9 protein-coding genes and 5 pseudogenes are annotated in these 13,586 nt (G+C 56.7%); 8 read left to right on the top strand and 6 right to left on the bottom strand.

What is annotated here, in order from left to right; translation table 11 throughout:
* Nucleotides 1–144 precede the first annotated feature (144 nt).
* Nucleotides 145–354: pseudogene (locus C5L12_RS26500) on the bottom strand (IS3 family transposase); the annotation flags it as partial.
* A gap of 312 nt (nt 355–666) precedes the next feature.
* On the opposite strand from C5L12_RS26500, the gene C5L12_RS26495 reads away from it, so the two are divergent.
* The gene (locus C5L12_RS26495; protein ID WP_245423047.1) at nt 667–1,809 is read left to right on the top strand and encodes a cytochrome-c peroxidase; all 1,143 of its coding nucleotides are present in this window, start codon (nt 667–669) and stop codon (nt 1,807–1,809) included.
* Between the two features lie 453 nt (nt 1,810–2,262).
* Here C5L12_RS26495 and C5L12_RS28900 read toward each other — a convergent pair.
* From C5L12_RS28900 to C5L12_RS26480, 3 genes and pseudogenes are all read right to left on the bottom strand, one after another.
* Nucleotides 2,263–2,456 (bottom strand): annotated as a pseudogene (locus C5L12_RS28900) (nitrogenase-stabilizing/protective protein NifW); the annotation flags it as partial.
* A 344-nt stretch (nt 2,457–2,800) separates the two neighbouring features.
* The gene (gene nifS / locus C5L12_RS26485; protein ID WP_105375009.1) at nt 2,801–3,997 is read right to left on the bottom strand and encodes a cysteine desulfurase NifS; all 1,197 of its coding nucleotides are present in this window, start codon (nt 3,995–3,997) and stop codon (nt 2,801–2,803) included.
* Nucleotides 3,998–4,145: 148 nt separating this feature from the next.
* Nucleotides 4,146–4,463: a HesB/IscA family protein gene (locus C5L12_RS26480; RefSeq protein WP_105375008.1), complete on the bottom strand. Its 318-nt coding sequence runs from the start codon at nt 4,461–4,463 to the stop codon at nt 4,146–4,148.
* A gap of 644 nt (nt 4,464–5,107) precedes the next feature.
* Between C5L12_RS26480 and C5L12_RS29150 the strand changes: the two genes are divergently transcribed.
* Both C5L12_RS29150 and C5L12_RS29145 read left to right on the top strand, forming a co-directional pair.
* The gene (locus tag C5L12_RS29150; RefSeq protein ID WP_342588645.1) at nt 5,108–5,452 is read left to right on the top strand and encodes a hypothetical protein; all 345 of its coding nucleotides are present in this window, start codon (nt 5,108–5,110) and stop codon (nt 5,450–5,452) included.
* On the top strand, nt 5,341–5,613 hold the full coding sequence (locus tag C5L12_RS29145; RefSeq protein WP_342588644.1) for a nitrogen fixation protein NifQ: 273 nt from the start codon (nt 5,341–5,343) through the stop codon (nt 5,611–5,613). Before C5L12_RS29150 ends, C5L12_RS29145 begins: the two co-directional genes overlap by 112 nt.
* A gap of 29 nt (nt 5,614–5,642) precedes the next feature.
* Here the strand turns inward: C5L12_RS29145 and rpoN are convergent, their stop codons facing one another.
* Both rpoN and C5L12_RS26455 read right to left on the bottom strand, forming a co-directional pair.
* Nucleotides 5,643–7,097, bottom strand: coding sequence for an RNA polymerase factor sigma-54 (gene rpoN / locus C5L12_RS26460; RefSeq protein WP_105375006.1), 1,455 nt, complete (start codon nt 7,095–7,097; stop codon nt 5,643–5,645).
* A gap of 74 nt (nt 7,098–7,171) precedes the next feature.
* Nucleotides 7,172–7,710, bottom strand: a pseudogene (locus C5L12_RS26455) (redoxin family protein).
* 1,403 nt (nt 7,711–9,113) lie between these two features.
* Between C5L12_RS26455 and C5L12_RS26450 the strand changes: the two are divergent.
* From C5L12_RS26450 to C5L12_RS28895, 5 genes and pseudogenes are all read left to right on the top strand, one after another.
* Nucleotides 9,114–9,578: pseudogene (locus C5L12_RS26450) on the top strand (cytochrome P450); the annotation flags it as partial.
* 157 nt (nt 9,579–9,735) lie between these two features.
* Nucleotides 9,736–10,287, top strand: coding sequence for a nuclear transport factor 2 family protein (locus C5L12_RS26445; protein ID WP_105375005.1), 552 nt, complete (start codon nt 9,736–9,738; stop codon nt 10,285–10,287).
* A gap of 57 nt (nt 10,288–10,344) precedes the next feature.
* Nucleotides 10,345–10,890: pseudogene (locus C5L12_RS26440) on the top strand (SDR family NAD(P)-dependent oxidoreductase); the annotation flags it as partial.
* 339 nt (nt 10,891–11,229) lie between these two features.
* The gene (locus tag C5L12_RS26435) at nt 11,230–12,315 is read left to right on the top strand and encodes an LLM class flavin-dependent oxidoreductase (protein ID WP_105375004.1); all 1,086 of its coding nucleotides are present in this window, start codon (nt 11,230–11,232) and stop codon (nt 12,313–12,315) included.
* 67 nt (nt 12,316–12,382) lie between these two features.
* On the top strand, nt 12,383–12,805 hold the full coding sequence (locus C5L12_RS28895; RefSeq protein WP_245423046.1) for a hypothetical protein: 423 nt from the start codon (nt 12,383–12,385) through the stop codon (nt 12,803–12,805).
* Nucleotides 12,806–13,586 lie beyond the last annotated feature (781 nt).

Genomic DNA, 13,586 nt, shown 5'->3' with positions numbered 1-13,586 from the left:
CGGGCAGATTATTCTCGATGGAGACTGGATGGAGCGCGCGCCGTTATCTTCTCCCGCCGCGGCAGGAGAAGATAACGGCCATCTCAGCGCCAAACACTTCGGTAACATCCCTGGGTGAGGCAATAGGCGGGGTCAATTTCTCACTTCGCCCGACACCTGCCTCTGATCCTCTGAATATTCTGGCGCTCGTGCTGCCGGCTGAATAAGCAGGTCGCGATGCTGCAAGTGCTCGCGGTACCAGCCCCTCATCGCATTCTTGGTGGGATATCCCAACTGACGAAAGGTCGCGTTAAGCCGCTTGCCAAGCCGAATACAGAGCTCAACCGCCCGAAGTTTGTCTGCGTAGGAATACATGAACTACCTCCTTGGCGGTCCAAGTTTTCGTCCGCACCCCGCCGCAGTCGTCAATTTGAATCGAGGAGGCCACGCTCGAAATGGATTTCGAGCCTAAGGGGTACCCGCTAACTCCGACATTTCGCTTTCGGCTTTGTCCGGTTGGCGACACTGGCGATGTTGCGTGACGCTGTCCCGTTCAACCGAACCGCTGAAAACTTCAGATAAATCTCGGTTGGCCTGGAATGGCATGATCCTTGTTGGTTCCCATTCGCCAGCCGTGGCCGCAGCCGAGACGCCTGCGGCCCGCGCCAAATGTGACGGGGGCAAGGGATGGTACCGAGAACAGCAGCATATCTGCCCAGCCTCAGATCCGCCTTCGCCGCAGAGCGTTTTACCGTAGACACATTCGTTACCTTCTTCTTCCGCTTGGTGGCGGGCTGCCTGACTTTTCCATGTGCCACACTGATGTGCTTTCTGCTCGCCTCCGAGGTCATGGGGCAGGACAACCTGCTGGACGTGGCAAAGTCGCTGTTTCGCCCCATTCCCAAGCGCGGTGCCGGTCTGGACGGCAATCCGGCGATGTCAGACAAGCTCGAATTGGGAAAGATGCTTTTTTTTGAGCCGCGGCTCTCCAAGGCTCACAACATCAGCTGCAACACCTGTCATCAAATCGGCCGCGGCGGCGCTGATGGTCGCTCTACTTCAATAGGCCACAATTGGCAGCGCGGCGACCGAAATGCGCCGACGGTGCTCAATGCGGTGTTCAATATCGCTCAATTTTGGGACGGCAGAGCTGCCGACCTGAAGGAGCAGGCTAGCGGCCCAATCGTGAACCCTGTCGGGATGGGGACCAGTCCTGAACGAGCCGTCGCAGAGTTGAAGGGCATTCCCGGCTACGTAGAAGCGTTCGGCAAAGCGTTCCCAGATGAAATCGATCCCGTCAATTATGACAACATCGCGGAGGCGATCGCAGCGTTCGAGGCGACGCTGATCACACCCAACGCACCCTTCGACCGCTACCTTAAGGGCGATGAAAATGCCCTCACCAGTGAACAGAAGGAAGGGCTCGCGCTTTTCGTCAACAGGGGATGCTCCTCCTGCCACAACGGAATCAATGTGGGCGGGGGCATGTATGCTCTTTTTGGCGTGGTTGAAAAGCCCGGCTGGGAGTTTCTGCCGCCTGACGACAAAGGACGCATCGAGGTCACATGCAAAATGGACGACAAGTATGTCTTTAAAGTTCCGACGTTGAGGAACGTCGCACTTACTGCCCCCTATTTTCACAGTGGCCGTTCGTGGGACCTCGATCAGGCAGTGGCCGTGATGGGCACCACTCAGCTCGGCACGCAAATGAAACCTGAGGAAGTCGACAACATCGTTACCTTTCTGCGGGCCCTCACAGGGGATCAGCCGCAGGTAGTCTACCCAATCCTGCCGCCGAGCGTCGTTTCGACTCCCCGGCCAGCGCCGTGACCGCATAAGCCTGCGAGGCGCAGAGGGACATCAACTAGGTATTGCAGGGACTTTCAAGGCCCGCACGGTGTATGGTGAACGGCGCCCGCCGTTTGACTGTCATCAAAATCCGGCAACGACAGATTATCGAGCCGACGCGGGGAAATTCACGCGGCGGAATTGGATGTCCGTGAGGGACCTCTCAAACGGCTCTCCGCTGTCATCGAGGTCCAAACCGACTGCAGATATCGGACGGGCATACACACCATACGTGTTTAGTACCTGACGTCTGCGTTGAATACGCCGACGCTGAGATGCGGATCAGGACCAGAGGTGCGCAAGTCAGACGGCAATCTGGGAAGAGGGCATCAGGCGAGATGCCTCTTCAAACAATATCTTGCGCATCCAGATGCTTGGTGGATCGCCATTGTGAGGGACGGGCCACTGCATCGCCAGGGTGAACGCTGGCAGGGAGAGGTCGGAGAAGTCCTCCGCCCCAGGTATTGGCCCATACGCTTCATGATATGGAGTCGTGAGAGATCGAGAACCTTCGGATCGTAGGGGCCGTCAAGGAGTTCGAAGAACTCCTTGACGGCCGATAGGCCTTTCAGTCGATTGAGGATGTCCTCGGCATCCATGGGACTGCGGTCATCGGAGCAAAGGCACATTGGGTTCCCCGCTGTCGTGATTGGTGATCTCCAGATCGTTCTCCCCTAGCTCACGCTGTGAAATGCGCAGTTCGAGGTGCAAAATGGAGTCCATCGCAAGGCAGTCGCGTCGCCCCTGGACGGTGCATAGGCTGGTGGTTGAAATCAATCCACCGATGTTAGCGAGAGGTCCATTGCGATGATACGCCGCGGGGCGTACTCCATGACCATCGCACTGGCGGTGACCTGGCAATCGGCGTGACTGAACGGGCCCCGGCCTGGTGGTGCATTCGGTGCCGGGTGAGAGCTAGCCGTCATGCAGCTCCTATCGCTGAGGACGATTTTGTCGTTCCATGATCGCGCTTCTAATTCTCCCCTGAACGGGCCGGACCGCTCGCTTTGGCCAGGCGGCCGAAACGGGAATGGTCCCGCAGCTTCTCTACGATGCCAGGTATGACTTCGAGTACCCGGTCGACATCCTCGTCACAGCTATCGCGCGAGAACGAGAAGCGAATTGTACCGTGCGCCACAGCATGAGGGATGTCCATTGCCCTCAAGACATGGCTCGGCTCCAGTGACCCGGAGGAACAGGCAGAGCCGGAAGAGCAGGCGATGCCATAGCGATTGAGAAGAAGAAGCATCCCCTCAACTTCAACATGTCGGAAGGCGATACTCGTCGTGTTCGGCAACCTCTTAAGCCGATCGCCGGTAACGAAGGCGCCTGGAACACGCTGGAGAATGCCGTTCTCCAACCGGTCTCGGAACGACATTAATCGGGTATCGTCGTCCATTGATTTCAAGGCGAGTTCGGCAGCCTTGCCTAAACCTACGATCCCGGCTGTATTTTCTGTCCCCGCGCGTCGGTCGCGCTCTTGATGGCCTCCCTTGATCAGTGAGGAGAAGGGTACGCCCCGTCTCAGATAGAGTGCGCCGATGCCTTTTGGTCCGTGGAACTTGTGTGCGGACAGCGACAGCATGTCGATTGCAGTAGATTGCAGGTCGGTTGGAACCTTGCCGACCGCCTGGACCGCGTCCGTGTGGAAAAGCGCCCCGGTTTTCTTGGCCATTTCGGCAAGCTTAGCCACGGGGAAAATGGTACCCGTCTCATTGTTAGCCCACATGATCGAAACGATTGCAACGCGAGGGGTGAGGGCGGTCTCGTAGGCTTCAAGATCGAGACGGCCATGCCGATCCACAGGGATCCTGTGAACCTTAACACCTCGCGTCTTCTCCAAATGGGCGCAGAGCGTCAGCACCGCTGAATGCTCGACTGCGGAAGTCACGATCTCTGTGCGGTCAGACATCACCTCCAGCGCTGAAAGGATCGCCGCATTGTCGCTTTCGGTCCCGCCCGAGGTGAACACGATCTCATGATCGAACTCGGCGCCAATCAGCGCTTGCAATTGCCGGCGCGCCTTCCTCACCGACCCGCGGATGGAGGAGCCAAAAGCGTGCACCGACGAAGGGTTTCCAAACTGATCCGCAAAGAACGGCAGCATGGCTTCAACCACTTCAGGATCGACCCTGGTCGTTGCATTATTGTCGAGATAGATTAATCTCATGGGTCAATCTCGACTGATGCAGATGGCATGATGTGCTCGGGCGTCTCTCGCATGTTCGGTTGCTCGCCAGACCGGTATTCTTCTGAATAAAATTTGGGCCATGACCTTTTGCAGTCGTTCCACATGGGCTCTCTCTCGCCTCCCGGGATCATCTGAAAGACTTGCCGCAAGTGCACTTCTCTTGCGCATTGGGATTGTCGAAGACAAAATCGGAGGCTTCGGGGCTCCTCCCGAAGTCGATGGTCATGCCGTTGACGCGTGGTAGGGAGCTTGCGTCAACGAACACCTTGACCCCATCTGTTTCGATGACCGCGTCGCCGGGGCGCTGGGCGCTCTCCAGCCCCACCAAGTATTTATAGTCGGCGGAGCCGCCCGCCTCGACCGCGATGCGAAAGCCCTCCGCCTGCTTGGCTCGGGAAAGCGTGACGTTCATAACGGAGGCGGCATTCTCGGTGAGGGTGATCATGGGATTATTCCTTTTTGGTCGATGGCGCATTTCGGTTGACCGTGCATGTACCGTGCCAAGACGTATGGGAAGACCAAGAGCTCCACCGCCCGGTGTCGTATCTCCTGCGTCGTAAAACATCGCAGACCCTAAAACGGGTCGACGCCAAAACGTCCGCCCGCGCATCTCTGTCTGTCACTTCCGATTGAGGCTCTCGTTGCCCCCGCTCCGAATCTGAGCGGTTAGGCTAAAAATGATTGGGAGCCGACAACCACATCCGGGTTTGTCGAATGCGCGACATCAGTATTCGGCATGAGCTTCCGACTTAAGTCGCCTAAGCACTAAGCTGTTGAGCAAAAAAGCGTAATGTTTCCCGAAGTTTCGCTTGCGCAGTCGGCACAACTTTTTAAGCCTCGTGACGAGGCTGCGGTCGCCGCCCAGAGGAAATCAATCAATGGAACGAAAGAACCAAAGCACAATGTCACATATGCCTCAGATTCGCGGTTTGTGGGAAAAGGGCATCGTCCGCAAAGTGCGGATGTCATCTGAGCCGGGTCGGCGACCACGCCCACAATCACCCAGCACCTGCCGGTGACCTCGGATGACATAGAGAGGGAATTTGATGAATATGTGCTTGCATGCGTCCTTTCGCGGGTGCTTGAGAGATGGATGCCGGTGAGGCGACGGTGACCGAGGCGACAGGGCTTTTGCGTACCGAATTGCGCGAAATCATGAACTGCAGTTTCCCCGCTGTGTTCATCTCGGCCTTCTCGCTGGAAGAGGCGAGCGATCCCGCGATTGGTGCGGAGGAAGGACTTCTGCGCGGCATGCTGTTCCGGCATGCCCTGGTGGGCGATGTTGCGAGCGCCCGTTTTGCCAAACCATCGCCTGGCGTGCCTTGCGCAATGACGACCTATGGCAGGAGCTCGGTCTCTGCGACCCGGCCGAGCTCAGCCGCTTGCTTGTCACGCACTTCCCCAAGCTGGCGTCCGGCAACACACAAAATATGAGATGGAAGAATTGTCTCTACCGTAAGCTCTTCGACGCCGAAGGTTTCTCGCCGTGTACAGCGGCCAGCTGCCAAGAGTGCAGGGATTTCAAAGGCTGCTTCGGCGCAGAGGAAGGCAAGAGCGGCCTCGTTGAGACCAAGGGCGGGGTCGATTTGGATTGAGGATACGTCAGTCCTCCGGGAGAAGACCGTTATCCCTCCGCGGCCGACGATACAAACCGTTTCTCCCGTCGCCGTTGCGCGGACGAGGGGATGTTCATCGCCTCGCGATATTTGGCGACGGTGCGGCGAGCAATGTCGACGCCAGTGTCCTTGAGCCTGGCAGCGATGCCATCGTCGGAGAGCACATTTTCGAGCGTTTCTGCGGCAATCATTGCCTTGATCTGATGGCGCACAGCTTCGGCGGAATGCGCGTCACCGCCTTGGGAGGAGGGGATGGCGACCGTGAAAAAATACTTGAGCTCGAACACACCGCGAGGCGTGAGCATGTACTTGTTAGACGTCACCCGACTTACAGTGGACTCGTGCATGTCGATCGCGTCAGCGATGGTCTTGAGATTAAGAGGACGAAGATGGGCAATGCCATCTTCCAGGAAGACATCCTGGTGCCGCACGATTTCGGTCGCCACCTTGAGAATTGTCGTGGCGCGCTGATCGAGACTGCGAGCCAACCAGGTCGCGTTTTGAAGGCACTCGTTGAGAAAGGATTTTTCTTTTGAGCGTTGGGCGGTCAGACGAGTAACCTCCGCAAAATAGTTCTGGTTGATCAATACCTTGGGCAGGATGTCCTGATTAAGTTCGATATGCCATCCCCCGCCGGGCAAGGGCATGGCGAAGACGTCCGGTATGATGGATTCCGACCCTGCGGACTCGAATTGGTTTCCAGGCTTGGGGTCGAGGGCACGGATTTCGTTCAACATGTCGAGAAGGTCGTCTTCATCCACCCGGCAACGACGCTTTAATGCTCTAAAATCGCGTCTCGCAAGCAGCTCGAGATTTGCGACCAGAGCTGCCATTGCTGGGTCGAAACGATCGCGCTGACGCAACTGTATCTCAAGGCATTCGCTGAGATTCCGCGCAAAAACTCCCGGTGGATCAAAGAGCTGCAAGGCCCCGAGAACCTGCTCCACATAAGCCTCCTGGATGTTCAGCCTCTCGGCGAGCTCCGGAAGGTTCGCTTGCAGATACCCCGTGTCTTCCAGATGATCGGCAAGAACCCCAGCAATCAGGCGCTCCTGCGGTGTGAAGGCGGTAAGGGCAATCTGATGAGCGACATGCTCGTGCAATGTTTCTGTCGAGGCGGCAAACTCGTCTAGCGAAGGCCTTTCCGCGGGCGGAAGGTTGCCTGCGTCGCGGGTTGATTTCCACGGACTGGACAGCTCGGGCACGTCCGTCCCGGCCGACCGCTCAACGTGGTCCTCGCGCACGCCAATATTCAAATCTTCCACCGAAATCGACGATGCATCGCCTGGAGCCTCGCCGTCATTCGACGCCAGTTCAAGAAACGGGTTCTTCTCGATTTCCTGTTCCACGAACTGATGCAGTTCGGTGTACGACAGCTGCAGCAAGCGAATAGACTCTATGAGTTGGGGTGTAATAACCAGCGATTGCTGCTGACACTGATGAAGGCTTGTAAAGGACTTCATGGTTCGAGCAAACTCCTATAGTTCGGCGCATCTGTTTGCGAAAAGTGGTCGCTGCTGGTCGATGGCTCCTCTGCTCATGCGAAGGCTGGGGCCTTGAGCCATTTCAAAATGTTTTGCGGCGAAGAAACGCCATACGGATCAGTTTCGCAGTTATCCGCTAAACCTTCTTCTTCGAACCACCTCTCCACGACGCCATTGTTGATTACGGCAGCGTAGCGCGAGGAGTGCAGACCGAATCCATGATTGTCCTTAGCGACGAGCATGCCCATTTTTCGAGTGAATTCCCCGTTGCCATCGGGGATGAGCTTGACATTTTTCAGTCCCCGGCCTTGCCCCAAGCATTCATGACGAAGGCATCGTTGACGGAGAGACAGTAGATTTCGTCAATGCCCTTCTTCTGAAACTCGGCATAATGGTTCTCGAAATCAGGTAGTTGGAAAGCGGAGCAGGTCGGCGTGAAGGCGCCTGGCAGCGAAAAAAGAACTACCCGCTTACCGCTGAAATAGTCGTCGGTTGTCTTGTCTTCCCAGCGGTAGGGGTTGGGACCGGATGTAGACTCGTCGCGAGCCCGGGTGCGAAAGGTGACAATGGGGACCTGCTTTTCCATGGTCATCAACAATGCTCCTCCAGGAAAATTTACGTTCGGCTTCTCGGGGCGCGGCTAACGCGAACTCGGCCCACACGACAGGGCACGCAAGCGTCATGCCATTTGATCTGAAGGATCCGGACTTGCGGTCCGCACAAGGCCTTGGTCGCGTATTCGAGCGACCTATGGTGGCATGGTGAAGAAGTTTTTTGCCGGGCCGACGGTCGGGCGCTGTGTTTGCTAATCCGGAACGCATGTCGATCAGTTTGCGCCGCCTTTCAGAACTTTAGCATGCTGCCCGCCGGGCCGGTCGCGGCGGGAAACGACTCCGGCGCGGGTCACGGTATTTGCGGTTTTGTTCGTGTGTATATCTATCCGCGTACTTTTCTTGTCTGAAGCTGGACAAGAATGTTCGAGGCCCGACAAAAGGGGTCGCAAGGTTCGGACGCACATCGAAACATAGGGAAGCGCAACGGTAAGCGAATAGGCACGCGACCTTGCTTCGATGATTTCGTCACAGCAGACGGCGATGGCGAATACTGGCAGTGCTCGGGTGCAGAACATCGCCGACCAAGTGTGGCTGCAAGGCGAACCGCCGGACCAACGGCTGATCTCCCAGAAGTGGCGATGGCCACCGCCTGCCTGTCGAACCAGTCCCTGCTTCGTTAATCCGGAGCGACGAAGCAACCCCTCCTGCATTTCCTATCGCTGCCAACAAGGAATGCTGGGCGCGCCCTGGCATCGTCAATCGACCAACTGAAGCTCAGGCGCAGGAATCTCGGCGGATTGCAAGCGTGGACATCGATTCAGGTGCTTTTGGGCCATTCGGGAGTGCAAAAGGACATTGCGTAGGAGCGGGGCCACTACATCAGCCCATCCGTATGGTGCGCTCAGGTTTCTGGTTATCGGCTGTGGTGGCTGGAAATTGTATTCGCATTCAATGAATGAGATCCGACACATGATCTCGGGATTGTTAGATTTGCGACACCGGCCTAATCAGCCAATCTTTGTTCTGCGTCGAGTTAAATGACTGTAAACAATGGAATATCTTTTTGTTGGCTGAATCGATCGACTGGCACAAGTCTTGGAAGATCTGGCTGCGAGGCGACAGCAAGAGCTGTCAATCGGTACCCATTTCTTCGGTGACCGCCATGCAATGGAAGGAAATCAATTTTTGTTTTGCTCAGATCGCACTCTGCCGGAGGGGAGAAATTCCGTAAAGCTTCAATGCGGGCCGGCGGGGCGACAAACATCCTCAGCCGATAACCAGCGATGACTTTCCAGCCGAAGGGCGATCTGCGGTTGGGAGTGTCGCGCTCAACGATCTGTTCATCCCTTCTTGGCCGACGTGGCATTTTCGCCGGAGGGGCTTTGACAGCAGGAGAAATGCAGTGGCGAGCTACAGGGCTCCGGAACATGTCCCGCCCGAAATGGTGAAGGACTCCAGCCTGTTCACCTCGCCCGGCACGGAGCGCACCCCAAACGGGGATTCGCACGCAGCTGTCGCCTGCGTCCATGATCGGCGGCAGATCTTTTATTCTCCCTGCAACACGCGCGATGGCCGAGGGACCTGGGTCATCGCTCGCGCCCACGACCAGCGCAGGTTGCTGCAGGACACCGAAACCTTTTCCAGCCATCGGAGCCTTTTCGCCTCAGCGCTCGGCGAAGACTGGCCGTTGATCCCGCTTGAACTCGACCCGCCGGCTCACGGCGTATTTCGCTCACTGCTCAATCCGCTGCTTTCGCCAAAGCGGGTAACGGAGCTTGAACCGGCTATCCGCAATCGAGTGATCGCGGTCATCTCCAAGATCTCCGCGTCGAGCACAAGCTGTGACGTCTTGAAGGACTACGCCTTTCCTTTTGCGGTCAGTATCTTCCTTCGTTTGTTTGGCATACCCGTAGTTCTCCCAGCGGTGCCAACTTCCAGGGCAGCTGTTCACATACATGCTGAAGCGGCAAGAGGGTTTGCCTTACGTTAACCGCCAACAATGGAAAGCCTGGCAGCGACACTGGATAGGCGAAACGCCCCGATATCAGAAATGCGATAAAGCGATGAAACACAAAAAAATTGCCGAATTGCTGGACCGCGAGGCGATCCGCGACTGCCTCTATCGGTATTGCCGCGGAATAGACCGCGCCGATGAAGCGGCGCTGCGCAGTGCCTACTGGCCCAATGCGCGTGACAATCACGGGGCCTATTGCGGCTCCGCCGCGGGCTTCATCAATTTCGCGCTGAACATCTTCAAGGCCGGACCACGCAACATCCATCAGATCACGAACATCTTGATAGAGTTCAACAACCGGAAAGAAGCCGCCGTCGAAAGTTACTTCGTCGCACTGCAACGCGCACCGGACGGTGCCGGGCGGATAAGTCAGGTCCTGATTGGCGGCCGCTATTGTGATCTGTTCTCGAAGAGGGGAGGAGATTGGAGAATTGCCAAACGGACAGTGGTCTATGATCTGGTGGACGAACAGACCTTGGCCGCGGCATCCGAGACTGAGCAGTTCGGTGCCCGGCAGCCGATTGGAGCATCATATCCCGACGATCCCGTCTACGCATTGGGGAAGACTGCATTAGTTCAAGAAGCTCAAAGTGAGGCTTGATCGATCAGGCTTCATTGCCTGGAGATTGCCAGCCGTTGTTCAGGGAATTTTCATCTCATGAAACAAGCAGGACGCATCGTCATCATCACAGGCGCTGCAGGCGGGATAGGCCCTGCCCTTGCGGGTAGTCTTGCCGCAGACGGATACACTGTCGTCGCCGTGGACCTGCCGGGCAAGGGTGTGCTTGAAATGGCCGATGGACTCGGGCTCGCCCATCGTGGGCTTGAGTTCGATGTCTCGCGAGAAGAGGATATCCGTGCGCTTTGTGAACGGACCGAACGACAATTCGGCCAAGTCGGCGTGCTCATCAACAACGCGGCCATGGGCCCTACTATGGCTGCGACCGTTGATACGGCTATCGACGCCTTCCGACGGGTCTTGGCAGTAAATTTGATCGGACCCGTCGCAATGGCGCGCGAGGCAGCTCGACGGATGGGTCCCGGCGCTGTCATCATCAATCGCGGCTCGATGGCGGGCGTGCTTAGCAACCCCAAACGCAACGCCTACGCCGCCTCGATGACAGGCCTAATCTCTTTCACGAAATCGCTGGCGTGGCAGTATGCGTCGTGCGGTATTCGTGTGGCGGCGGTAGCACCTGCCTACCCTTTACGTAGACGGGGGGTTGGACCTCGTCCGGCGACGCGGCATTCGACGGCGAACTCTATCAGAACATTTAGCGGAGCCAGCCCAATGATCGTCCACCATGCAACACGCGGCCGGCTGCGGCCCGTCGGAGCCGAAAATCCCCTAGGAGCGCAACTCCCGCTGCACGATGCTCCCGCTCGAGGGCGCCACAAGCGAAACCCCTGCATTGGGCCTGTTCGAGGTTTTCCGGACGTGCCGGGTCGCCGAGCCGGATGCGGTTTAGGGGAGGATAATCGACAAGCCCACTTCCAGGTGGCACATCCCTGATCGCTCATCTGCCGTAAACAAGGAAACATCATGGAATTTGCAACATTCCTCTTGGCTGCTCGGCGCGGCTATCATCAATCGTGCGACGAGATCATCCGCAACTCCATCGAACAGGTTGTTCTTTCAGAGCAGGCGGGCTTCAATACTGCGTGGTTCGCCGAGCATCACTTCAACAATTACAGCCTGATTCCGTCCCCCTTGATGATGGTGGCGCACTGCGCCGCCCTGACGAGCACCATTCGCCTCGGCACCGCCGTTTGTGTGCTGCCGCTCTACCAACCGCTTCGCCTGCTTTCCGAGATTGGTTTGGCCGATCTCGTTTCGAATGGCCGGCTCGAGCTCGGCGTCGGCTCCGGATACCAGCAGTTCGAGTTCGAGCGCTTTGGCGTCAATGTCGATGAGGCGCCGGCTGTCTTTTCGGAATGTCTCGACATTCTTGTCAAGGGACTCAATCAGAGGATCTTCGAGCACGACGGGCGGTATAAGAAGATACCTCCAACAGCGATTTCCGTCCACACGGTCCAGAGGCCAACTCTGCCAATCTGGATCGCTACAGCGTCCGGATATAGCATGGGCCGGGCTTATCGTGAGGGACACAACCTGCTTGTCACGGCATTCCACGACGGCTTGGACAGTTTGTGCGTGCTGCGCGAACGCATCGAAGAAGCAGCAAGTTCCAAAGGTAGGAATGCTACAGACGCCAAGATATCACTACTGCGCTGCTGCTATGCCAGCGATGAGGAGGCGGAGATCGACAGCTATCTCGATAATGCCCGCTTCCAACGGCGGCTTTCGGAAGCACTGTATCTGCGCCGCCAGCAAAGCCTGGATGGCTATCTGCTGCGTGAAACGCCGACGCAGCAGGACCTGTCCTTGCAGACGATGCGCGAGAACCTGCCGATCGGTAGCGTGAATCGTGTCATCGATCGACTACTGGAAGAGATAGACACCGTAAAACCGGACCAGATCACAATCCAGACCCAAATGGGAGATTTCGACCAGAAGACGATGCTACGGCAAATCGAGCTCTGGGGAGACAAAATCATCCCGGAGGTCAACAAATCACTAGGTCATGGGCCTGACGTGGCAGAATTACAGCTTTTTCGCGTGCAGTGATTTCTTCGGGGAGGGGACCCGCGTCTGCTTTTTGATTGGTGCGCCCGCAGCGCTGCAGAGTTGTCGAATGCCCGACACAATTTTGTTCGAACTCTCGATGCAGTCGCATCTTGGGTCATCGAACAAATTTCGAAAATATATCCGGAGGTTTTTCGCAGCTGGCACGATTTTTGGATTGGCCTCGGGCGGGAGTTTTGTGTGTCAACAAGTGCGCGGCCAACATGATCGACGACGACGAACCAAATTGGTGACCTCTGGCAAAAGCATAAGGATAGTCATCGACGGCTATCCGTTCTCCATCGACATCTTCCGACTGGAAAAAGACAAGACCTGGACGCTTGAAGTAGTCGATCACCGAAACACCAGCCACGTGTGGGACGAGCAGTTCGAATCCGATGCAGGGGCGCGGGACATTGCGGTGAAAACTATCGAGGCAGAGGGTGCCCTCGCATTCATGCGCGGCAATAACGTCCCATTCCGTCAAGCATAAATCGACGTGGGCTCGAAAGGGCGCTTACCCTGTCGCCTATGAAGTCAGGTTTTGTTTGCTTCGCTCCGACGATGAGTAAGTGGCTGCTGCGGGCCGCTATGGGCTTGAGCGCCATTTTCAATCTGGAGAACTTTTGTCGACGCCGGCTTGGCCGCCGCGCATTGTTATCAAGCCATTCATCAGCAATTTTGGAGCCCAAGCGGTACCGGGGAAAGTTTTGTCGTGCCCTGGTGGGACTGACGGGTTCGTGGGTGGCCTGACAAAGGCGCACAAACTGCACGATGGTCAAGTCGCGGGATATCTTCCACTCAAAAATGAACTTCGGGCCCAGAATGTTGCTATTTAATCCATGCTCGCGATTTTTTTGGTCGCTCTCGACGTTTTGCAGGATCCAAAGCTACACGATTTCTCGATTGGGAGCTGGGGTGTTCGATTGTCTCCAATTTTCGAACTCGTTTGATCCTGCTGAGGCTCGTCGTCTTCTCTCTCGCGCGCACGGCCGACCTGGCAGTCTGAGTGATGCCATCACGACACCGTCTGTCGGCTTTGTCTGGTCGGCGACAAAGGCCTTGTTTGGTCAATCTCCTGTGATTGCTCGGACTAGATCACTGAAAAACACTGAAAAGATCCTTCCTTCGGCTCGATCAGCTCGAATGGCACGCGTCTTGTACGCATTCTTGCGAGGCGGCGCGAGCTGCCGACCTTTCACTGCGCGACGGATGGAACGAAAGAAGGAAGGCAATATGTCAAATTTGCGTCAAATCGCATTCTACGGGAAGGG

Source organism: Neorhizobium huautlense, from assembly GCF_002968575.1.
Lineage (GTDB): Bacteria > Pseudomonadota > Alphaproteobacteria > Rhizobiales > Rhizobiaceae > Neorhizobium > Neorhizobium huautlense.
The sequence above is the reverse complement of the archived record's forward strand: the minus strand, read 5'-3'. Positions and strand labels throughout refer to the sequence as shown.